General features: G+C 54.3%; 23 protein-coding genes and 1 other RNA gene. 7 read left to right on the forward strand and 17 right to left on the reverse strand.

Translation table 11 applies throughout. The features are described 5' to 3' along the window. Positions 1 to 40: 40 nt before the first annotated feature. From ACFX4O_RS04095 to ACFX4O_RS04115, 5 genes are all read right to left on the reverse strand, one after another. Entirely contained in the window at positions 41 to 1120 is a 1080-nt protein-coding gene (locus ACFX4O_RS04095) for a LacI family DNA-binding transcriptional regulator (RefSeq protein WP_380207461.1), read from the reverse strand. A gap of 257 nt (positions 1121 to 1377) precedes the next feature. Beyond that, on the reverse strand, positions 1378 to 1596 hold the full coding sequence (locus tag ACFX4O_RS04100; RefSeq protein WP_131406044.1) for a hypothetical protein: 219 nt from the start codon (positions 1594 to 1596) through the stop codon (positions 1378 to 1380). Further along, positions 1593 to 1844 carry a hypothetical protein gene (locus tag ACFX4O_RS04105; RefSeq protein ID WP_017459970.1) on the reverse strand — a complete coding sequence of 84 codons (252 nt, stop codon included), beginning with the start codon at positions 1842 to 1844 and terminating at the stop codon, positions 1593 to 1595. Before ACFX4O_RS04105 ends, ACFX4O_RS04100 begins: the two co-directional genes overlap by 4 nt. Positions 1845 to 2080: 236 nt before the next feature. Then, the gene (locus ACFX4O_RS04110) at positions 2081 to 2626 is read right to left on the reverse strand and encodes a GNAT family N-acetyltransferase (protein ID WP_380207463.1); all 546 of its coding nucleotides are present in this window, start codon (positions 2624 to 2626) and stop codon (positions 2081 to 2083) included. 132 nt (positions 2627 to 2758) lie between these two features. Further along, a complete protein-coding gene (locus ACFX4O_RS04115) occupies positions 2759 to 3370 on the reverse strand; it encodes a YitT family protein (RefSeq protein WP_380207465.1) in 612 nt (203 codons plus the stop codon). Between the two features lie 84 nt (positions 3371 to 3454). Here ACFX4O_RS04115 and ACFX4O_RS04120 point away from each other — a divergent pair, with 84 nt between their 5' ends. Further along, the gene (locus ACFX4O_RS04120; protein ID WP_380207467.1) at positions 3455 to 4876 is read left to right on the forward strand and encodes a PLP-dependent aminotransferase family protein; all 1422 of its coding nucleotides are present in this window, start codon (positions 3455 to 3457) and stop codon (positions 4874 to 4876) included. 3 nt (positions 4877 to 4879) lie between these two features. Here ACFX4O_RS04120 and ACFX4O_RS04125 read toward each other — a convergent pair whose 3' ends face one another. After that, positions 4880 to 5473 (reverse strand): hypothetical protein, encoded by a 594-nt coding sequence (locus tag ACFX4O_RS04125; protein WP_380207469.1) that lies wholly within the window; start codon positions 5471 to 5473, stop codon positions 4880 to 4882. 151 nt (positions 5474 to 5624) lie between these two features. On the opposite strand from ACFX4O_RS04125, the gene ACFX4O_RS04130 reads away from it, so the two are divergent. Beyond that, positions 5625 to 6038: a GFA family protein gene (locus tag ACFX4O_RS04130; RefSeq protein ID WP_380207471.1), complete on the forward strand. Its 414-nt coding sequence runs from the start codon at positions 5625 to 5627 to the stop codon at positions 6036 to 6038. Positions 6039 to 6070: 32 nt separating this feature from the next. Here ACFX4O_RS04130 and ffs read toward each other — a convergent pair. Next, an RNA gene (gene ffs, locus ACFX4O_RS04135) (signal recognition particle sRNA small type) lies at positions 6071 to 6167 on the reverse strand. A gap of 165 nt (positions 6168 to 6332) precedes the next feature. Between ffs and ACFX4O_RS04140 the strand changes: the two genes are divergently transcribed. Next, entirely contained in the window at positions 6333 to 6644 is a 312-nt protein-coding gene (locus ACFX4O_RS04140; RefSeq protein ID WP_380207473.1) for an MGMT family protein, read from the forward strand. Between the two features lie 32 nt (positions 6645 to 6676). Here the strand turns inward: ACFX4O_RS04140 and ACFX4O_RS04145 are convergent, their stop codons facing one another. After that, on the reverse strand, positions 6677 to 7246 hold the full coding sequence (locus ACFX4O_RS04145; RefSeq protein WP_200552965.1) for a YbaY family lipoprotein: 570 nt from the start codon (positions 7244 to 7246) through the stop codon (positions 6677 to 6679). A gap of 215 nt (positions 7247 to 7461) precedes the next feature. Here ACFX4O_RS04145 and tesB point away from each other — a divergent pair, with 215 nt between their 5' ends. Further along, entirely contained in the window at positions 7462 to 8322 is an 861-nt protein-coding gene (tesB, locus tag ACFX4O_RS04150) for an acyl-CoA thioesterase II (protein WP_131406036.1), read from the forward strand. A gap of 67 nt (positions 8323 to 8389) precedes the next feature. Here tesB and amtB read toward each other — a convergent pair whose 3' ends face one another. The 5 genes from amtB to ACFX4O_RS04175 all read right to left on the reverse strand — a co-directional run bounded on the left by amtB (position 8390) and on the right by ACFX4O_RS04175 (position 14349). After that, on the reverse strand, positions 8390 to 9679 hold the full coding sequence (gene amtB, locus ACFX4O_RS04155; RefSeq protein ID WP_131410127.1) for an ammonium transporter AmtB: 1290 nt from the start codon (positions 9677 to 9679) through the stop codon (positions 8390 to 8392). Positions 9680 to 9710: 31 nt separating this feature from the next. After that, the gene (glnK, locus tag ACFX4O_RS04160; protein ID WP_002891893.1) at positions 9711 to 10049 is read right to left on the reverse strand and encodes a P-II family nitrogen regulator; all 339 of its coding nucleotides are present in this window, start codon (positions 10047 to 10049) and stop codon (positions 9711 to 9713) included. 255 nt (positions 10050 to 10304) lie between these two features. Further along, the gene (locus ACFX4O_RS04165; protein WP_380207476.1) at positions 10305 to 12083 is read right to left on the reverse strand and encodes a SmdB family multidrug efflux ABC transporter permease/ATP-binding protein; all 1779 of its coding nucleotides are present in this window, start codon (positions 12081 to 12083) and stop codon (positions 10305 to 10307) included. Further along, positions 12076 to 13839 (reverse strand): SmdA family multidrug ABC transporter permease/ATP-binding protein, encoded by a 1764-nt coding sequence (locus ACFX4O_RS04170; protein WP_380207478.1) that lies wholly within the window; start codon positions 13837 to 13839, stop codon positions 12076 to 12078. The genes ACFX4O_RS04165 and ACFX4O_RS04170 overlap by 8 nt, the downstream gene beginning before the upstream one ends. Positions 13840 to 13890: 51 nt before the next feature. Continuing rightward, positions 13891 to 14349 carry an Lrp/AsnC family transcriptional regulator gene (locus ACFX4O_RS04175; protein WP_045509214.1) on the reverse strand — a complete coding sequence of 153 codons (459 nt, stop codon included), beginning with the start codon at positions 14347 to 14349 and terminating at the stop codon, positions 13891 to 13893. Between the two features lie 115 nt (positions 14350 to 14464). On the opposite strand from ACFX4O_RS04175, the gene ACFX4O_RS04180 reads away from it, so the two are divergent. Then, complete coding sequence (locus tag ACFX4O_RS04180; protein WP_380207480.1) at positions 14465 to 15511, forward strand: PLP-dependent cysteine synthase family protein; 1047 nt, start codon at positions 14465 to 14467, stop codon at positions 15509 to 15511. 42 nt (positions 15512 to 15553) lie between these two features. Here the strand turns inward: ACFX4O_RS04180 and cof are convergent, their stop codons facing one another. Continuing rightward, the gene (cof, locus tag ACFX4O_RS04185) at positions 15554 to 16372 is read right to left on the reverse strand and encodes an HMP-PP phosphatase (RefSeq protein ID WP_380207482.1); all 819 of its coding nucleotides are present in this window, start codon (positions 16370 to 16372) and stop codon (positions 15554 to 15556) included. A 110-nt stretch (positions 16373 to 16482) separates the two neighbouring features. Here cof and ACFX4O_RS04190 point away from each other — a divergent pair, with 110 nt between their 5' ends. Beyond that, complete coding sequence (locus tag ACFX4O_RS04190) at positions 16483 to 18180, forward strand: SgrR family transcriptional regulator (protein WP_380207484.1); 1698 nt, start codon at positions 16483 to 16485, stop codon at positions 18178 to 18180. 66 nt (positions 18181 to 18246) lie between these two features. Then, the gene (gene queC, locus ACFX4O_RS04195) at positions 18247 to 18942 is read left to right on the forward strand and encodes a 7-cyano-7-deazaguanine synthase QueC (protein ID WP_131410115.1); all 696 of its coding nucleotides are present in this window, start codon (positions 18247 to 18249) and stop codon (positions 18940 to 18942) included. 97 nt (positions 18943 to 19039) lie between these two features. On the opposite strand, the gene ACFX4O_RS04200 is transcribed toward queC, so the two are convergent. The 3 genes from ACFX4O_RS04200 to ppiD all read right to left on the reverse strand — a co-directional run bounded on the left by ACFX4O_RS04200 (position 19040) and on the right by ppiD (position 21952). After that, positions 19040 to 19447, reverse strand: a complete 408-nt coding sequence (locus ACFX4O_RS04200) for a YbgC/FadM family acyl-CoA thioesterase (RefSeq protein ID WP_020456774.1) — start codon at positions 19445 to 19447, stop codon at positions 19040 to 19042. Positions 19448 to 19542: 95 nt separating this feature from the next. Further along, complete coding sequence (locus ACFX4O_RS04205) at positions 19543 to 19923, reverse strand: helix-hairpin-helix domain-containing protein (RefSeq protein ID WP_380207487.1); 381 nt, start codon at positions 19921 to 19923, stop codon at positions 19543 to 19545. A gap of 151 nt (positions 19924 to 20074) precedes the next feature. Then, entirely contained in the window at positions 20075 to 21952 is a 1878-nt protein-coding gene (ppiD, locus tag ACFX4O_RS04210) for a peptidylprolyl isomerase (RefSeq protein ID WP_380207489.1), read from the reverse strand. Positions 21953 to 22037 lie beyond the last annotated feature (85 nt).

The raw sequence follows: 22037 nt of genomic DNA on the forward strand, positions 1-22037 counted from the left end.
AGCTGGTACCAGGATCAAAGCGAAGGGGATCACAAAAGTATTAACGGCGATCCAGCATAGCCACCTGCTGCGCCAGTTCGCTTAAGCGCCTGGCAAGAACTTCACCGCTCAGTTTCTGTTGCCGTGCAGGCGCGGTGGAGTGGCGTTCGATGAGCATTACCGGCAACCGCGTTTGACCCGTGACATCGGCCTGAGCTGACGGGCTGAGTAGCCAGTCTACGCTTCGCTCCCCGGCCTCTTTAAACGTCTGGCGAATCGTGGTGAGCGGCGGGGAAAACCAGGCGCTGTCGGCGGTATCGTCATAACCCACCACCGAGATCTGCGCTGGCACGGCAATCCCTTTCTCGACGCAGGCGCGGATAACGCCAAGCGCCATCTGATCGTTTGCCACCAGTACCGCGTCGGGTAACTGCGTGCCAGCGAGCAAGCTATGTGCTTTTTCATAGCCGGAAGCCGCGCTCCAGTCACCATGCGCGCTGGCACAAGGCGTAAGCCCCGCCTGCTGGAGTGCCACCAGCCAACCGGTAAAGCGAGTACGCGCGGAAACCGAGGTCTGCGGCCCGCCGAGCAACGCAATCTGGCGGTGTCCCTGCGCCAACAGGTGTTCTACGCCAAGTCTCGCACCTTGCATGGCATCAAACACCAGGCTGTTCACCGCGGCCGTCTCGCCAACATCCAGGAACAACACGGGCGTAGGAGCCGCCTGCGCCGCGAGTTGCTGCGCCAGCGCATCGTCAAGCGGCACGTTGATCAACACGCCTTCAACGCGCTGCGCCAGAAGCTCCTGTAAGGCTGCGACGCAACTGGCTGCATCGTGCTGCTCCAGCATCGAGATGATCACGCTGGCAGCGGCCTGCCCGGCGCGAGATTTTACCGCCGACGCGATTTGCGATGGCGCATGCAAAGCCAGATCGGTCGTCAACAAACCGAGCGTTTTCGTGCGTTTACCCGCCAGTTGCTGGGCACCGCGATTGGGGATGTAATGCAGCGCCGCCATCGCAGCAAGCACTTTCTCACGCGTCCTTGTGGAAACATGCGCCGCATCGTTAATCACGCGCGAAACAGTCTGGTAAGAGACGCCCGCATGGCTGGCGACATCATAAAGAGTGATGGTTTTCATAGTGCTTCCCGGCTGCAAACAATTTCCCAGTATACCCGGTTTACAAGTCAGTGCCTGTGAGCGCTTCGGAGAAAATACCAGACGGGGCTAAATACAGTTGGAAGGATATTGTGCGGGAAAAGAAATAGCGACGAGCCACAAAAGGCTCGTCGGAAACATCATCCGTAATGTGCATTTGAGATGGTTACGTATTTTTATTATGAAACCACCATCACATTTTTTAATGCAATTAAAATGACAGTTTCATGACAAATACATTACTGCTGACGCGGAATTGGGAAGCCTTTTATCGAAATAATAAAGCTGTGCCCTTCTTTTTTAATTTTCGCTCCGGCATCGCACCAATCTGATGCGATGCGAAAAAACTCATCACTTCCGATATTCCAGTCCAGACGAACTTGTTTGACAAAACCTGAGCGCAACATCTCACAGGCTTCGCCATAGTTGCTGGCGGTTGATAGCAGTTGTTGGTTCATTTTTTCTTCTTCAGAAGTTTGCGTAACGCTTTAATTTCTTTAGGAGTTAACGGGGTAGAACTCTCTTCTTCGGTATGCTGGTTATCAATGTCGTCTTCCGATACTCCCGCCTCTTCCGCAGCCTGAAAAGCCAGCAGCAACAGTTTTTCTGTCGCAGTGCCCAGGTTTTCACTATTTACTTCTGCGTAATGACGAAGTTTCTCTTTTAGCGCTTCATCAATTTTGACGTTTAATACAGCACTGGCCATGATTATCCCTTCTCGTGTGAATAAACATGCTAATTAATACACGAAGTTATGGAACTGATCCACAAATATATTTCAGAATTATAACAACTTAAAAAACCCCAAGATTAATCTGCCTAAGAATTATGACAAAAAGATTAAATTAATATTTCAGAAAAATGACAAAAATAAACCAGCGCAAATAAATATATCGCCAATAAAATTTAAATATCCTGCCAGCCTCATTAGGCTGACAGGTTTCAGCGATGAAGGTTATTCCATTCGTCGCGGGTTATCTCCCAGAGCTCGGTGTCCAGTTCTCCGGCCACATATTGCCCCTTCTGGCGGCGAACCAGCCGCATTCCACTACGTTCAGATATTTTTTTCGAACGCGCATTCACCACGGCTTTCGGTGCGCGCAGCACATCGCGATCGAGCACATTGAACCAGTAATCATTCACCACATGGCAAGCTTCCGTCATATAACCCTGCCCTTGCCACTCCGGTGCCAGCCAAAAACCTCGGTTATTGTCTGGCGTATTCATTAAGCAAATAACACCCATCAACTCGGCCGGGTCTGCTTTGCGACGCAGCGTCCAAAACCAGCCTTCTCCTGCACGGTTTGCCACCAGCGCGACGTTATCAACATAGTGCTGCGCAGCACCTTCCGGGTAGGGCCAGGGCACACTGGCTATCAGGTAGCGCACAATTTCCCAACGCGGGAAAATACGCTGAATTTGCGTAGCATCTTCCGATGCCAGCGGCTTGAGAAGAAGTCTTGCGGTTTCGAGCTCGGGTGTTGTCATTGACTATCACGCCTTTTCAACGCCAACGGATGTTGTTACACCAGAATCCTCTACCCGTTTGATAAAGTAAACCGCCCGTTTAACACCAAAATTGAGGGGGAAAATGGGCTGCGTATTGCATTCAATACGCATTTATAGCGCTGGCTCACTTTGTGGCTCAGGCTTTAGCGTCGGTTTCTGACGAAACCATGGCAGGCAAAGCTGGATCAATGGTCCAATCGCCAGCGCATAAACCACCGTCCCCACGCCAACGGTTCCCCCCAGCAGCCAGCCAATGAACAGCACAGAAACTTCAATTGCCGTGCGGATAGTACGCACCGGCCAGCCGGTGCGAGCATGGATACCGGTCATTAACCCATCGCGCGGCCCGGCACCAAATCCCGCGCCAATATACATTCCGGTTGCGATGGCATTAACCACCACGGCGCAACCCAGCAAAGTGCCACGAGCCACCAGTGAATCCAGCACCGGCATCAGCGACAGCGCGGCATCGGCGGCCAGGCCTAATACAATGACATTACTTATTGTTCCCAATCCAGGACGCTGGCGTAGCGGGATCCACAACAGCAGCACCAGCGCCCCGGTCACGATCATCACGGTACCAATATCCAGTGATAGCAGTTTCATTACTCCCAAGTGAAAAACGTTCCACGGATCTGCCCCCAAATCCGCTCGCACAAACATGGCGGTAGAAACGCCGTACAGAACCAGACCTATATAAAGTTGAATTAATCGACGCAGCATTGTTTATCTCCGGTAGTTCAGACTTTCATCTTTACTGGAAATGGCCTTATTATTAATGTCCAGTTTTAAAATAGTGGACTGTATATGTCATCACGCCGCCTGGGTAGTCACTCTTTACACCGTCTGTTAGGTCACTGGCAACAACCCGCTTCGCGCACGCCGTTATGGCGACAACTTGCCGACGCGCTGCGCCTGCTGATCCTTGATGGCAGACTGGCAATCGAGACTCGCCTTCCTGGCGAACGTGAACTGGCCTCTACGCTTGAGATCAGCCGCACAACGGTTGCCAGCGCACTGGCACACCTGCGCGATGAAGGCTATCTGGAGAGCCGCCACGGCAGTGGCTCGCGCGTGATCCTGCCCGATAGCCGGGCGATACCGACACTCAGCACGGCGGGGACGGCGCTCGATCTCTCCACTGCCGCACTCAGTGCTGGCCCGGAAATCCATCAGGCCTATACCCACGCACTGGCAGCTATTCCGCCCTATCTTTCACGCACAGGCTACGGGCAATTAGGCGTACAGGCGCTGCGCGAAGCGATTGCCGCACGATATACCGCTCACGGTTTGCCCACGCATGCTGATGAAGTGATGGTAGTTAATGGCGCACTCAGCGGGCTGGCGCTGGTTCTGCGCATGCTGACCGGCCCCGGCGATCGCGTGGTGGTCGATCACCCGACATATCCGCTGGCGATTGCTGCCATTCAGGGAGCGTCGTGCAGACCGATTGGCGTTTCCTTGCCGCAAGCGGGCTGGGACATCGATGGGTTCGCCGCGACGCTGGCGCAGACTGCGCCACGGCTGGCTTACCTAATGCCTGATTACCACAATCCGACCGGCCGCTGTATGGATATCGCCACGCGCCAGGCCATCGTCAGCGTTGCCGCGCAAGCGCGCACAACACTGGTGGTCGACGAAACGATGGTTGATTTGTGGTATGAATCGCCCCCACCGCCACCGCTGGCAGCATTTGATAACAGTAGCATGGTGATAACGCTCGGTTCGGCGGGGAAAACGTTCTGGGGTGGGCTGCGTTTAGGGTGGATCCGCGCCTCATCGCGAACCATTGCCACGCTGGTGCAGACGCGCGATACACTGGAGCTCGGCTCGCCGCTACTGGAACAACTGGCCACGCTATGGTTGATAGAGAATGCGGAAACTTTCCTGCCCGCGCGTCGTGACATGCTCAAAGCACGACGCGATGGCTGTGCGGCGTTGCTGCGGGAACATTTCCCCGACTGGCATTTCTCGCTGCCGGAAGGCGGCCTCTCTTTCTGGATAGAGCTGCCCCATATGCTGGCAATACAGTTTGCCGCACGCGCGGAAACGATGGGTATCCACCTCGGCGCTGGCCCACGTTTCGGGCTGACAGGGGCGTTTGAGCGCTATTTGCGCATCCCTTTCGCACTGGATTCCAGTGAGCTGGAAAATGCACTATTACGACTTAAACCCTTATGGCTGGCGCTTCGCGAAACGGAAGCGCCATTAAAACGTAGCGTGGTATAACACTCAGCCCGCAGGCGGCGTAAGCGGCTTTATCGACTTGCTGTTAACCCAGCCAGTGGTGCTTTTTCCCGCCTCGCTCATAAACTGGATCTGCGTCCAGCCTTGCCCGGTTTTCAGAACACCAACAACATCATCTTTAACAATCCACGCCTTACGCCGCGTGCTGGCGTCCGGTGTGCTGCTGAGATAAACCCGATCATCAACCACTTCGGCGAGAGAAATCCACTGCGTCGACTGGGTTTTACTCAACGCAATCCCCTCGTTGATTTGCGGCACCATCACATTCATACAGCCGTCATGGCTTTGCCCGTTCGCAATCTTCAAAGTCACGCCGTCCGCCGTGGCAGAAAGATGTCCCGGCAGCACATCAGAAGACCAGCTGGATATTTCCGCTTCCCCGTTCGGAGACACGTTACCCGCCAACGCAAACGCGCAGTTTCGCGTCACACCAACGCCCATTGTTTCAGAGTAGTAACCGGTCACCTCACCGGACGGAGATACCGCCAGTTGCAGCTCTTCATAAACCCCCGACTGCAACGTGGCGGCAAAAGGTGCCGTCGATACCGATAACGTCAATGCCAATACGATGTTGCGCATACTCCCTGCCCTTTTATCAGAATTATTTTTGCGGCTACAGCGTACCGTTTCTGCATAAAAACATCACCCGCGAACCCACGCTTTTCCCCCACCAAAAAAGGTAAAAAAGACTAAGGTAGAAAGACCCGTTTGTTTGGCCTTGATGAGGAAAGTGATGTCGGAAAAATTAATGGCGCAGTGTCACTGCGGCGCGGTGGCGTTTTCTGTGCAGCTTTCGGACGGTTTTAATACCGTGCGGCGCTGTAATTGTTCTTTTTGCCGAATGCGCGGCGCAGTTGCCGTGTCGGCGCCACTTTCAGGCATAGAGGTTTTTAAAGGCAAGGATAAATTGACCGAGTATCGCTTTAACACCGGCACCGCCGTGCACTACTTTTGCTCGGTTTGCGGTATCTATACATTTCACCAGCGGCGCTCTAACCCGGATCAATACGGCGTGAATGTGGCCTGCATTGAAGGAGTCTCGCCCTTCGATTTTGCGCAAATTCCGGTTTCAGAAGGTGTTAATCACCCTTCGGATAGCGGTAAAAATGGCATTGCGGGGTATCTGCGCTATTCGCGCGAGTGAATAAAATATGGGGGAGCAGAATTGGGTGGGGGCCCTGCCAGCTACATCCCGGCACACACGTCATCTGCCCTGGCTGCTTCCTTCCGGACCTGACCTGGTGAACAGAGTAGCGTTGCGGGAGAACCAACAGAGCCCCCATTGAGAGCGTTGTTAACCAACGCGCTGGCGCATTATCCCTATCCGGGATGGCAATTGCAAGCCGCGCCGGGACGGATGCTGGTTTCTTGCACAATCGCCTCTTCACAGCACACGATTCGCTGTTTATGCTGCCCCTTCTTCCTTCAGGACATCACAATGGATACACAGGACTCTTTCCCGCAACGGGTATGGCAAATCGTTGCCGCCATACCCGAAGGCTATGTCACGACCTATGGCGATGTGGCGAAACTCGCAGGTGTACCGCGCGCGGCGCGCCAGGTGGGCGGCGTGCTGAAACGCTTACCGGAAGGGAGCACGCTACCGTGGCATCGGGTGGTGAATCGTCATGGCTGCATTTCACTGACCGGGCCGGATTTACAGCGTCAGCGTCAGGCGCTACTGGCGGAAGGCGTGGTGGTATCGGGAAGTGGGCAAATCGATTTACAGCACTATCGCTGGATTTATTAAGGCTCCTCCCGGCCGGGAGGAGCACAGTCATATTAGTACTGCGTCGGCGCAGGTGTGGCTTCAGACGGGTTTACCTGAGTCGGAGAAGTGGAAGGCACCGTGGTTGCCGCCCCGCCACTTTGTTGCAGCGGCACAGCGGTTTGCTGTACCGGCACCAACGTCAGGTCAACTTTCGTACCACCCTGGTTGATAACCGGCTTAACCGTATCGGTAATAAAGACGATTTTGTCGTCAATGGTAATCGCCGCGCTCAGCAGGATGCGGGCATTTGGCTGAATATCCGCCGGGTTAAATGGCAGCACAAAGCTAAACGGTGACTGTTTACCTTCAGTACGGACGGCTTTCTGCGCCAGCACTTTCGACGGCGCATCTGCCTGCGAGGCATCAGAAACCGTCACGGTGAGTACCGCGTTTGGCGGCAGCGCCACTTTCTGACGGATCCAAACCGTACCCGAAACATTCGGTTGCGTGATCGCCGGTTTATTTGTTGCCGCAGGTGCATTTGGGTTAGGTGCAGGTGTCGGAATATCGCCGCCCTTTTGGGCGCAGGCAGACAGCGCGACCGCGACTGCTAAACCACTTAACATGTGCACGAGTTTCATTGATTTCTCCTTATCTTCAATGCACCGGCAGGCGTTTCGCCCGCCAGGATGTGTGGTCAAACCATCGTAACCTGAACAAGTGTGGCACACGTGCGAGATATATTCCTGCAAACCGCCCTCTATTCAGATTATTGAACCCATCGGACCAGCAATTTTTCCAGGTTATACTATTCGGATAATTCGCTCCGTCAGCCGTTATTAATTTGAGGAAATCTATGAGTCAGGCGTTATCTAATCTGCTGGCATTACTGAACCTGGAAAAAATTGAAGAGGGCTTGTTTCGCGGGCAGAGCGAAGATCTAGGCTTACGCCAGGTTTTTGGCGGCCAGGTCGTAGGCCAGGCGTTGTATGCCGCCAAAGAAACCGTTCCGACCGAGCGCCTGGTGCATTCGTTCCACAGTTACTTTTTACGTCCGGGCGATAGCGAAAAACCGATTGTTTATGACGTAGAAGTGCTGCGTGATGGCAACAGTTTCAGCGCCCGACGCGTCGCGGCCATTCAGAACGGCAAACCGATTTTCTACATGACCGCGTCGTTCCAGGCACCGGAAACCGGCTATGAACATCAAAAAACCATGCCGCAAGCACCGTCACCGGATTCGCTGAAATCCGAAACAGATATCGCCCGCGCGCTTGCCCATTTATTGCCACCGCAGGCCAAAGATAAGTTTCTCAGTGATAAGCCACTGGAGATCCGCCCGGTTGAGTTTCATAACCCACTGAAAGGCCACGTTGCCGATCCCACCCGCCAGGTATGGATCCGCGCAAACGGCACGGTGCCGGACGATTTTCGCGTGCACCAATATCTGCTTGGATATGCCTCGGACTTTAACTTCCTGCCGGTTGCGCTTCAGCCGCACGGCGTGGGCTTTCTTGAGCGCGGTATGCAGGTTGCCACTATTGACCACTCCATGTGGTTCCATCGCCCGTTTAATATGAACGAATGGTTGCTCTACAGTGTGGAAAGCACTTCAGCATCAAGCGCACGCGGTTTCGTGCGCGGCGAGTTCTACACGCAAGAGGGTGTGCTGGTGGCGTCCAGCGTGCAGGAAGGCGTAATGCGCAATCGCAACTAACGCGCTTTAGAAAAGAAAAGCCTCCGTTACGGAGGCTTTTTTATGCTCAGGAGATAACTCAACGTAATCAGGCGTTATAGGCGTTTTCGCCGTGGCTGTTCACATCCAGCCCTTCACGCTCTTGCTCTTCCGGTACGCGCAGGCCTACCGTCATGTCCGCCAGTTTGTAACCGATATAGGCTACAACGCCAGACCACACGATAGTGATGGCAACGCTTTCCAGCTGTACCAGCAACTGATGGCCCATGGTCACACCTTCAGCGTAACCCACACCGCCCAGTGATGTAGAAGCAAAGACACCGGTGAGGATACAGCCAACGATGCCGCAGACACCGTGCACACCGAAGACATCACACGGGTCATCGACGCGCAGCATACGTTTCAGTGCCGTAACACCCCACAGCCCAGCCAGACCGGCAATCAGACCGACAATCAGCGCACCGCCGACACCCACATAACCACAGGCCGGAGTGATGCCAACCAGGCCTGCAATCGCGCCAGAACACGCCCCCAGCAGAGACGGCTTGCCGCGCATTGCCCACTCGCCAAATACCCAAGCCAGGATAGCGGCCGCAGTAGCAACGACAGTGTTTACGAAAGCCAGCGCAGCAATTTCATTCGCTGAGCTTGCAGAGCCGGCGTTGAAGCCAAACCAGCCAACATACAGGATAGCGGTGCCAGTGAAGACCATCGGCAGGTTATGCGGTTTGAACGCTTCTTTGCCAAAACCGACACGTTTGCCAATCAGGTAAGCACCCACCAGGCCTGCAATGGCGGCGTTAATATGTACAACTGTACCGCCCGCGAAATCCAGCGCGCCGTGCGTTGCCAGCAGACCACCGCCCCAGACCATGTGCGCAATCGGCACATAAGAGAGCGTCAGCCACACCACCACGAAAATCAGCACCGCAGAGAAGCGGATACGCTCAGCCAGCGCACCAACAATCAGGCCCACAGTGATACAGGCGAAAGAGCCCTGGAACGCTACGTGGATGTACTGATAAATGCTGCCCATCACAGCTTTCAGTTCGATGTTTTTCAACATCACCCAGTTGAAATTCCCGAAGAAGCCGTTGCCCTCACCAAAGGCCAGCGAGTAGCCATACACCACCCAAAGGATGCACACCAGAGCGAACGTGACGGCAACCTGCGTCAACATCGACAGCACGTTTTTACCGCGGATCAAACCGCCGTAGAACAGCGCAATGCCCGGAATGCTCATAAACAGCACCAGCGCGGTGCAAATCATCATAAAGCCGTTGTCGGCTTTATCCGCCACAGCGGGAGCCGCCGCCATCGCCAGACCTGGTAGCACCGCCAGCGAAGCAAGAGCTGTTTTTAATGTTGTGTTTTTCATTGTTCCGATCCCCATCACTGTGTGTCAGGTATTACAGTGCCGCTTCGTCGGCTTCGCCGGTACGAATACGAATGACGCGTTGCAGCTCGGCAACGAAGATTTTGCCGTCGCCAATTTTTCCGGTGTAGGCCGCTTTGCTGATCACATCGATCACTTCATCGAGTTGATCGTCAGCGATCGCCACATCAATTTTCACTTTTGGCAGGAAATTGACGCTATATTCCGCACCGCGGTACAGCTCAGCGTGACCCTTTTGACGGCCAAAGCCTTTCACTTCAGTTACGGTCAACCCTTGAATACCAATAGAAGAAAGTGCTTCGCGCACGTCTTCAAGTTTGAATGGCTTAATCACCACGGTAACCAGCTTCATAGATCCCCCTCCAGTCGAATTCGATAATGGCCGCAGCTAACACGCAATAGACATTGCAATCGTTGTGCCAGGAATGAAAACAAGGAAGATTTCAGGTTGTTAGTGCGCCCGGACGGGCAGAGCAAGAAAGGTAAAAAAGTATGCTTGTGATTCGGCAGGTTAAGCGCAAAGAAAAACGCACCATGACAGTGCACGGTGCGTTACTTTTTTGCACCAACAAAGATTCCGTGAAGGCGCGTGCTTAATTTTGGTGCATCAGGCGATAAGCGACTCTTCGCGTGCGCTGGCGGCCAGCTCTTCACCAGCAAGCTGTAACTGATACATCTGCCAGTAACGGCCTTTCGCTTCAAGCAGTTGCTGATGCGTGCCGCGCTCAACAGCCTGCCCGCGATGCAGCACCAGAATCGTTTCTGCCTCAACAATGGTTGATAAACGGTGTGCGATCACCACCAGCGTCGTATGCTCACGCACTGCCGCCAGCGCGTGCTGAATCGCCTGTTCGGTGCCGGAATCGATGTTCGCTGTCGCCTCATCCAGAATCAGGATCTGCGGCGTCTCAACCAAAACGCGCGCCAGCGCCAGCAGCTGTTTTTGACCCACCGAGAGATTATTGCCCTGCTCACCCAACCGGGTGTAAATGCCGTCGCTCATTGTGCGTGCCAGGTCAGCCAGTTGCACGGTTTCCAGCGCTTTCCACACCTGCGCTTCGCTGATATCGCGCCCCAGCGTCACGTTGGCATAGAAGCTATCCGCCAGCACCACTGGATCTTGTTGCACCATCGCCACGCCTTTACGCAGCGGCGCGTGCCCTAACGCAGAAAGAGGTCGCCCATCGAGACGGATCTCCCCTTTCGTTAGCGGGTAATACCCCATTAACAGGCTGGCCAGCGTACTTTTACCGCTGCCCGTATGTCCCACCAGCGCGACAAAACTGCGCGGTTCAACGTGCAAGGAGATATCCTGCAGCACCAGTTGATCGTCGCGATAAGCAAAAGAGAGATTGTCGATGTCGATAGCCCCGCTTTGTAGCGGCGCGTCATCGTAACCGTAAGTCTGGCGCGGTCGGTCCATCAACTCGAACACGCGCTCACCGGCGACCACTGCCTGCTGCAACATCGACTGCTGCGTTGTCAGCTCAATCAACGGCTCGTTGAGACGACCGAGATAACTGATAAAGGCGTACAGCACACCGACTTCGACCGTGCCAACGGAAGAAAAGCCGAACAGCATCAGCAAGCCGCACAGCACCATCGCGGAGAAAAGGCTCAGCAGAGGACGCAGTAAAAAACCGTCCAGCCGCAGGGTTTGCATACGGGCGATATAGTGTGAACGGCTGGATTCGCTCATGCGTTCTCCAAAACGCGCCTGCTGCCGGAACTGCTGAATAACGCTCATTCCGTTGATGATTTCGTTGAAACCATCGTTGATATCCGCCAGGTAAGCACGCATGCGCCGCACAATGGGTGTGCTGTAACGCTGGTATATCAGCATCACAATCAATACTGCCGGGAAAATCGCCATTGCCACCAGCGCCATGCGCCAGTCGAGGCTGAACATCGCCACCAGCATCGCACCAATCAACGCCGCGCTGCGCAACACTGTTGCCACCACCGTGACGTAGAGATCGCGGATCACTTCGGTATCGTTGGTCACGCGCGAAATAATCTGCCCGACGGGCTGGGTATCAAACGCGCTGAGCGGCTGGCGCAGGGCGGCATCCATCACATCGGTACGCAACTGTTGCACTACGCCAACCGCCGCCTGGTTAAACAGCAACGCTTGCGCATAGTGCAGCAGCGCCGCCAGCAGTTGCAGGCCGAGATAAACCGCTGCCATCCCGGCAATCACGCCGAGCGGCAGAGAGTTTTTCGCCACCATATTATCGATAAAGTAGCTGATCAGCGCCGGGCCGGAGACTTCGGCAATCGCCGCGACCCACAGCATCAGCACCGCTCTAGCCAACGGTTTGCGCCACGGCGAACCGTACTTCAGTAAGCGTTTGAGTGTTGGCCACTGTTTGGTGAAATTACGCATCAACCGCCTCCTGCGGAACATCATTCAGCGCCGCCTCCAGTTGCTGATAACGATACATATCGCGATACCAGCCCGGCTGGCGCGCCAGTTGCTCGTGCTGGCCGCGTTGTGCGATGTGTCCATGCTGCATGACAATAATCTCACTGGCTTCGGTCAGTGCCGACAGGCGATGCGCGCTGATAATAACGGTGCGTCCTTCGCCCCACTGGCGCAGATTATGCAAAATCTGATGTTCAGTACGCCCATCCACGGCGGAGAGTGCATCATCAAGAATTAAAATCTCCGCGTTCAGCAGCAACGCGCGGGCAATAGAAATTCGCTGCTTTTGCCCGCCGGAGAGCATCACGCCGCGCTCACCCACTTCGGTGTCATACCCCTGCGGCAGGCGCAGAATATCGTCGTGCACGCTGGCAAGTTTCGCGACATGCTCGATCTCCTCTTGCGTCGCGCCAGGTTTACCCAACGCAATATTGCTGCCTACGGTATCGGAGAAGAGGAACGGCGTCTGGTTGACCACCGCCAGGCGGCTGCGCCAGGCGTCGAGCTGAAGGCGCGTTAACGGGATATCGTGAAAACGGATATCGCCCTGCTGAACGTCAAAATGGCGCTGAATTAAAGACAGAAGCGTGGTTTTCCCGGCGCCTGTCGGGCCGCAAATGCCCAACATCTGGCCTGGCGTCAGCGTCACAGCCACGTTATTGAGCACCGCGCTTTCAGTCTGCGGGTAACGAAATTCACGGATCGCGATATTCAGATTGCCGCGCCCTTCCGGCACCGGTTCGGGACCGTCATCCACAACCGGCGCTTCTGCCAGCATATCGCGGATACGACTGTAAGCAGCGCTGCCGCGCTCGACGATATTAAACATCCACGCCAGCGCCAACATCGGCCAAATCATCAGCCCCAGATACATGGCGAAGCTGGTCAACTGGCCGAGCGTTAAGGAACCGTGCACCACCATCCAACTGCCGCCGCCAATCGCCAGCATATTTGCCATCCCAATAGCGATATAAATAGTGGGATCAAACCGGGCATCAACGCGGGCCACGCGCATGTTTTTCGCACCGGTGTCGGCTGCCTCACGGCTGAACAGCGCCGACTGGCGATCCTCCAGGCCAAACGCTTTGATCATGCGAATGCTGGTCATGCTCTCCTGAGTTCGATCGTTTAACGCAGAAAATGCCGCCTGCGCCAGCTTAAAGCGCTGGTGCAACTGATCGCCGTAACGCTTGATAACCAGCGCCATGATCGGCATCGGTAACAGCGACAGCAGCGTGAGCTGCCAGCTGATTTGCGTTGACATCACGACCAGCACCACGCAGCCCATCACCAGCGAATCCACCAGCGTCAGCACCCCTTCACCCGCGGCAAAAACCACGCGATCGACATCGTTGGTCGCACGCGCCATCAAATCACCGGTGCGGTGACGGAGATAAAATTCCGGGTGTTGTCGGCTCAACTGACGGTAAAAGTCTTCACGCAGTTCAACGGCCAGTTGGAAGGATGCGCCAAACAGCCAGACGCGCCAGACGTAGCGCAGCAAGTAGGTGACGATCGCAACAGCAACCAAAACACCCACCCACATCCACACTTGTTGCGTCGTGAAGTGCTGTTCGGTAACGCCATCCACCACGATCCCCACCACTTTGGGCGGGATAAGCTGCAAGATAGCAATAATAATAAGTAAGGCGACAGCCCCGAGATAGCGTTGCCATTCCCGGCGAAAGTACCAGCCTAACTGAGCAAATAATCGCACGCGGTTACATCCTGAACGTGATTTTCCGGCAGTGAATTACTGCCGCGAGGGTTATTCAATGGGTAAAGCCGTGGTGTATTTTATCTGTTCCATGGCGAAGCTAGAAGTGACATCTGACAGGCCCGGAACGCTGTTCACAAGCTTCTTGTAAAAGTCATCATAGCGTTTCATATCTGCCACCTGCACACGCAGAAGATAGTCGTATTCTCCCGCCATGCGCCAGAAACCGAGCACTTCCGGCATCTGCGTGACTTCGCTAACGAAACGGCAGTACCAGTCGCTGCTGTGATGTTGGGTTTTGATCAGTACAAATGCCGTCAAATTTAACCCCAGTTTTTCGGCATCCAGCACCGCCACCCGACCGAGTAAAATGCCGTCATCTTCCAGCCGCTTCAGACGTTTCCAGCACGGTGTGGTGGTCAGATTAACGGCATCTGCCAGCGCCTGCAAAGAGAGCGAACAATCCTGTTGCAGCAGCGAAAGCAGCTTACGGTCAATTTTATCTAACATTACCCACCTCAGGAGAATATTTTTCTCTAAACAGTCTAATACAAAGGTGAAATGACAACCCTTTTTTCTTTCTCTTTCGCTAGACTGGGCACAAAATGACAAACGGATAATCACCATGAATAGCAATTGGGTTAAATACGCTATTAACGAAATCAATGCGGACGCACAGCGCTCGGCAGATACCCATTTGATCCGTCTGACGTTGCCGGGTTTTGCAGGCATCAACCTCTATTTAAAAGATGAAAGCACCCACCCGACCGGCAGCCTGAAGCACCGTCTGGCGCGCTCGTTGTTTCTTTACGGTTTATGCAACGGCTGGATCAAAGAGGGCACCACGATTATTGAGGCCTCTTCCGGTTCTACCGCGGTTTCAGAAGCGTGGTTCGCACGGCTTTTAGGTTTACCGTTTATCGCCGTAATGCCGCACTGTACGGCGAAACGCAAGATTGAGCAGATTGAGTTCTACGGCGGTCGCTGCCACTTTGTCGATAGCGCCTGCGAGATTTACGCCGAGTCCGAACGGCTGGCAAAAGAGTTGAACGGTCACTATATGGATCAGTTCACTTTTGCCGAGCGCGCAACCGACTGGCGCGGCAATAACAATATTGCCGACAGTATTTTCCGTCAGATGAAAAACGAACCGCACCCGCAACCCGATTATATTGTGATGAGCGCGGGCACCGGCGGGACTTCCGCCACCATAGGCCGCTATATTCGCAGCCAGGGTTATGGCACCCAGTTGATGGTGGTCGATCCTGAAAATTCAGTGTTCCTCGACTATTGGCAACATCGTGACGCCAGCCTGCGAAGCTCGGTGGGCAGTAAAATCGAAGGCATTGGCCGCCCGCGTGTAGAACCGTCATTCATTGCCGACGTGGTAGATGAGATGCTGCGTGTGCCGGATGCGGCAAGTATTGCCACCGCACAATGGCTGGAAACGCAACTGGGGCGCAAAGTGGGCGCATCCACCGGCACCAATATGTGGGGTGCGTTGCAGCTTGCCGCGCGGATGCGCGAAGAAGGCCGCAGCGGATCTATCGTGACGCTGTTGTGCGACAGCGGTGAACGCTATCTGGACACCTACTACAATCCGCAATGGGTAGCGGCGAACTTTGGTGATATTGAGCAATGGAGAGCCGAAATCACCCGCCTTACGGCATAAAAAAAGCCAGGCAGTAGCGCCTGGCTTGCTGGAAAGATCTTTTCATTCGGGGGAATAAGGAAGATTGGGTGTGTCCAGCCAGTGTGTCAAAAAGTGTGATACCGCCTGATCCCGGCAGTGTCCAATCACCGGTAAATGGGGCAGCGCCGCACGCAGTTGCGGCATGGCGTTGCCCATGATCATTCCTTTTCCGACGCTTTCGAGCATCTCTCTGTCATTCATCGCATCGCCAAATGCCATGCAATCCTGCAACGAATAACCCAACGTCGTGCTGAGGACCGCCAGCGCCGAGCCTTTATTGCATCCCACCGGCAGGATTTCCAGGCAATCCATCGCCGAGAAACACAAGTGCGCACGTGCGCCCAGCGCCTCATTTAGCTGAATGCGCAAACGGCAGAGATCGTCGTGATCGCCAACAAAGCAGATCTTGCTAACGTCATGCGCGGACAGACGTTTTAGATCGGTGAGCTGGTAGGTAAATCCGCTGGAAAGGTGCGCCTGCAACGTCTCTGGCAGCGCTTTGTCGGTCAACCAACCCGAATCATTGAAAACGTGGACAGAGGCATCGGTCTCCCAGCGGCTGTGCAGCACCAGATCGGCCACTTCCGGGTTGAGATCCTGGCGATATAACACCTCACCTTCACGAGAGTGGATCCGCGTACCATTGCCGGTAATTAAAAAGGCATCCATCGCGATAGCACTGAGAATGCGGCGCATCTCCAGCGCGTGCCGCCCGGTCGCGAAAGTCAGTGTCACCTCCCGCTCATGTAAGCGCCGGAGTGTAGCTAACGTTCGATCGCCCAAACGATGGTCGGGCATTAACAAGGTGCCATCCATGTCAAAAGCGGCCAGACGTGCCATGATTTTTCTCCGCTTGCTGTGTGTTATGGTGAAGTTCAGTGTTGCGTTCCAGTATTGCGTGAGATATACGGAAGTAATAGTGAATAGATGAAAATTATTGTTCCGGGTTTATGCGACAACTGAATCGGCTTAATCAATACCAGCGCCTGTGGCAAACATCCGCCGGTGAGGCGCAATCCGTCAGCATTGGTGAACTGGCAACGCGCTGTTTTTGCAGCGAGAGGCATATGCGCACGCTGCTGCGCCAGATGCAGGAAGCGGGTTGGTTAAACTGGCAGTCGCAATCCGGGCGCAGCAAGCGCGGTGAGCTTCATTTTCTCGCCACGCCTGAATCTCTGCGTAGCGAAATGCTGGAGTTCGCGTTAAACGCCGGGCAACAGCAGAACGCGCTGGCATTGGCGCAGCTCGATCCTGCCGATCTTCGCGCATTGCTCAATCCCTTTCTGGGTGGCTTATGGCAAAACGAAACGCCGACGCTGCGCATTCCCTATTATCGCCCGCTGGATCCGCTGGTACCGGGATTTCTTCCCGGCCGCGCGGAGCAGCATTTAGTTGGGCAGATTTTTAGCGGTTTAACGCGTTTTGTGACGCGTAGTTTCCAGCCGCAGGGCGATTTGGCACATCACTGGGATGTCAGTCCCGATGGGCTATGCTGGCGTTTTTATCTGCACGCAACGTTGCACTGGCATAACGGCGACGCCGTGACGGCTGAACAATTACTGGCGCAGTTGCACATGCTGCTGACGTTGCCCGCCTTGCAAAAACTGTTTGCCAGCGTCGAGCGTATCGAGATAACACATCCCTGGTGTTTGACCTTCAAGCTACATAAGCCAGATTATTGGCTGGCACACAGGCTTGCCAGCTATGGTAGCCGCCTGGCGCACCCGCAGCATCCAATGCTGGGTACCGGGCCTTTTCGGCTGGTGTCATTCAGCCGGGAACTGGTTCGCCTGGAAAGCCATGACTATTACCACCAGGGGCACCCGCTGCTTAAAGCGGTGGAATTCTGGATAACCCCACAGCTTTTTGAACAAGGTCTGGGCACCAGTTGCCGACACCCGGTGCAGATTGCTATTGGCGAGGCTGATGAATTGCAGCACTTACAGCCAGTGAGCAATAGTATCAGCCTGGGGTTCTGCTACCTTACTTTACGCCCGGGCGCACGGTTAAATGACGCACAGTTACGCCGCCTGGTGCAGATTATTCATCACTCTTCGCTGCTGCAAACGCTGCCGCTGGATGAAAATCTTATCACTCCAAGCCGGGAGCTATTACCAGGCTGGCAAATGCCTGACTGGCCCACCGAACTGGCACCGCTTCCGGACAAACTCACGCTGGTTTATCACTTACCCGTGGAGTTACACACCATGGCGGAACAGTTGAAGCAGCATCTGCAAACGCTTGGCTGTGAGTTGACGGTAATTTTCCATGACGGCAAGAATTGGGAAGGCTGTACTCAGCTCGCCAGCGCCGATTTAATGATGGGAGACAGGCTGATCGGCGAAGCGCCAGAATGCACGCTGGAACAGTGGCTGCGCTGCGATCCGCTGTGGCCAAACCTGCTGAGCGCTCAACAATTTTCGCATCTGCAAGCCACACTGGATGCGGTTCAACGCCAGCCCGACGAACAGCAGCGCAACCGCGCGCTGCAGGATGTTTTTTATCAGTTGATGGACAAGGCCATTCTCACCCCACTGTTTAATTATCAGTATCGCATTAGTGCACCGCCGGGCGTGGAAGGCATCCACTTAAATACCCGCGGCTGGTTTGATTTTGCAGAAGCCTGGCTCCCTGCCCCATCGCTGTGAAGAAGCTGGTCGCTGCCAGCCGCTCGCGCTACCATAGCGCTTTATTTGTCATTGTCAGGAAGAATTATGAAACGTGCCGTTGTCGTGTTTAGTGGCGGACAAGACTCCACAACCTGCCTGGTTCAGGCGTTGCAGCACTACGAAGAAGTGCATTGCGTGACCTTCGATTACGGCCAGCGTCATCGCGCTGAAATTGATGTGGCACGAGAACTGGCGCTGACGCTGGGTGCTCGCGCACACAAAGTGCTGGATGTAACGTTGCTGAATGAACTGGCGGTGAGTAGTCTGACGCGCGACAGCATCCCTGTTCCGGATTATGAACCCGACGCGACCGGCATTCCGAACACCTTCGTGCCTGGGCGTAATATTCTGTTTCTGACGCTGGCCGCAGTGTATGCCTATCAGGTGCAGGCGGAAGCGGTGATCACCGGCGTATGCGAAACGGATTTTTCCGGTTATCCCGACTGCCGCGATGAGTTCGTTAAGGCGCTGAATCATGCGGTCAACCTGGGCCTGGCAAAAGAGATTCGTTTCGAAACGCCGCTGATGTGGATTGATAAAGCCGAGACTTGGGCGCTCGCGGATTACTGGGGCAAGCTGGATCTGGTGCGCAGCGAGACGCTGACCTGCTATAACGGCATCAAAGGCGATGGCTGCGGGCATTGCGCGGCCTGTAACCTGCGCGCCAATGGTTTACAGCACTACCTTGCGGATAAATCTGCCGTGATGGCGGCAATGAAACAGAAAACCGGGCTCAAGTAAGCACGATGCACGGCCCGGGGAGCGTGAGCGCCACCGGGCTTTGGCCTGATGGCGGGATTGCTGTATTCGAACGACGAAACGACGCGAAATTGATGAATTAATCGCCTTCGCGGATCATCTTCTCCAGCCTTTCTCTCAGTTCACCTTCCAGCGCCAGCGCTTTTTGCGTTTTGAGATCGATACAGACGAACGTCACCAGCGCGTCAGCAACCATTTGCCCCTCAGGGTTCAATGTCACCGCCTGGCTCAGCACACCGCTTTTGCCATTAATCTGCTGCACATGGCTGGTCACCGTAAGCACATCGCCCAATACGGCCGGGCGGCGATAGTTGATATTGATATTGACCACCACGAAAGCGATGTTGTTGGCGGTCATCCATTTAAAGCTCTCGTTGTTTTCCAGCCCATCCCAGCGCGCCTCTTCAAGGAACTCAAGATAGCGGGCATTATTCACATGTTGGTAGACATCAAGATGAAAACCACGAACTTTGATTTGCGTCTGCATAGCGCTTCAACCTTTACCGTTTATAGTTATAGAGACAGAGGTCATACTGGTATGACCTCTTTATTCTGGCAAAGATTAGCGACTACGCAAGCGGCTTACAGTTTCAGGTTCGACAGATTACGCTCAACCAGCGTCCCTCCTATGCCTGGCACTTGCTTAAGATCGTCTACAGATTTAAACGGGCCATACTCTTCCCGATAGCTGACAATCGCCTGCGCTTTCTTGATTCCAACGCCATTCATGACCCGCGACAACTCTTCTGCCGTTGCGCTATTGATACTCACCCGGGTACCACCTTCATCATCCGCGCTTTTCGCCGCATCCTGCGCTTTGGTTTGCGCTGACGTGGTGGCATCACTTTTACTTTGCACTGCGGGTGGCTTAGCCGCAGCTGAAGGTGCTGCCAGAGCACTGTGGCTCAGCGTCGCGCAAGCGAAGGAAAGCGAAATTAAGAGTGCTTTGATTCCATGTTTCATTGTGTTTCTCCTTTGTTTTCAACGCCAGGCAACAATAACCACAACAATGAACGCAGACAAAACACAAATATCGAAAATGGAAAAGGCCGTGAAAGCGGCCTTTAAGGTTTGCAGAGTATTACTCTTTTTTTGCGAAGCGCATCGTGCCTTTTTATTGCTGTGGCTCAGCGACGATGTCACCCAGTTTGATCTTGGCTTCTTTACGCAGATTGCTCATCAACGCTTCAAACGCGATTTGCGCGTTGTTCTGCGTGATGCCCTGCACCATTGCTTTCTTCTGCGCATCCGGCATTGTACCTGCTTTCACTTCGTCCAGCGCCATGATAACGACATTGCCTTGCTGATCGTTGGCGGTACCGAAGGAGGGTTTATCTTTTGCTGGTAGCGGCAGATTGAATGCCGCCTGGCTCACCGGATCCTGGCCAGTACGTGCCAGCGTTTTCGCCTCGCCAAAGCTCAGGCCAGCCGCTTTCAGCGCATCATCACCTTTACCGGCTTTCAGCTCGCCCAGCAGCTTATCCGCATCAAGTTTTGCTTGTTGCTCCGCTTTGTTGTGCTTCACGATATCGCTGACCTGAGTTTTTACTTCGTCCAGCGGCTTGATCGCTTCGGCTTTGTGATCGGAAATACGCAGCACAAATGCGCGGTCGCCATCAACAGTGATGATGTCTGAGTTGCTGCCTGGCGTACCGTTCTGCCCGACCAGACCGCCATTGAAAATGGCATCGCTTACCGGTTTGAAATTCAGCTCTTCCGGCAGGTTATCGCGACCGAACCAGCCTGTCTGTACTGCTTTGGCACCAGCAGCCTGCTCAGCACCCGCCAGCGATTCGTTATCGTTGCTCGCTGCTTCGCTCACTTTCTGCTGCAGCGCGTACCATGCATCCAGCGCTTTTTCCTGTTTCACTTTCGCTGCCAGTTCGTCACGCACATCGTTCAACGGTTTCACCTGCGCAGGCTGGATATCATCCAGACGTGCAACCAAGTAACCCACAGACGATTTAATGACGCCAGACAGCTGGCCTTTATCTTTCAGACCGGCGTTCTTCAACTCTTCCGGCGTGGTAGCGTCTTCAAGCCAGCCCATATCACCGCCGTTACGGGCAGAGATGATATCTGCAGATTTCGCTTTTGCCAGGGTCGCAAAGTCGGCGCCTTTTTTCAGCTCATCCAGCACCGCTTTCGCTTCGTCTTCTGTTTTGGTCTGGATAATGCTGTAGCGATTACGCTGCGGCTGAGTGAACTGATCCTGATGCTGATCGTAATAAGCCTGGATTTGCTCGTCGGTGACGTTTTCCTGCATTGATGCAGCATCCAGCTTGATATAGCTTACGCGGAACTGCTCCGGCGATATAAAGCGGCTCTTGTTCTGATCGTAGTAGCTGGAAACTTCTTCATCGCTCGCGGTCTGCTTAGCCGCCAGCGCGTTGACATCAATCACCGCCTGGCGCACAACACGCTGTTGAGCGACCAGCGCAGCCAGCTCGTCAGTCTCACCTTTGAGCATGAAATCAGTACCGGCAACGGCGTTAATCAATTGCTGAGAGGTTAACTGGTTGCGCAGCGCCTGAGCATATTGATCAGTGCTCATCCCCATCTGGTTTACGATGGCGCTGAAGCGATTGTTATCGAATTTACCGTTAGCCTGAAATGCCTGAGTGGAGAAAATCGCTTTTTTCACCTGATCATCGCTAATACCGAGACCCAGATTTTTTGCGTACTGATCCAGTAAGGCTTCATCAATTAAGCGGTTGAGCACTTGCTGACGCACAGATTTCATGTAGTTTTCGTTAGCCGCCAGCTCAGAGAACTGATCGCCCAGCTGCTGCGCCATACGATTGCGCTCGCTATTCACCGCATTTTCAAACTGTGAACGGCCGATTTCCTGGCCATTAACCTTTGCGGCGTAATTATTGTTACCGCCAATCAGGTAGTTACCTACGCCAGTCAAAATGAATGACACGATAATCAAACCCAGAATGATCTTGAGCACGACGTGATTTGCCGCCGCGCGTAAATTGTCCATCATGGTGTAACAACACTCCGCTGTAGGTGACTGTAGATCTCAGGCAGCTCAAGTTGCCCGCTGCGTGTAAACGCGTATTTTGACAAGA

The organism is Kosakonia sp. YIM B13571 (assembly GCF_042788095.1).
Classification (GTDB): Bacteria; Pseudomonadota; Gammaproteobacteria; order Enterobacterales; family Enterobacteriaceae; genus Kosakonia; species Kosakonia quasisacchari.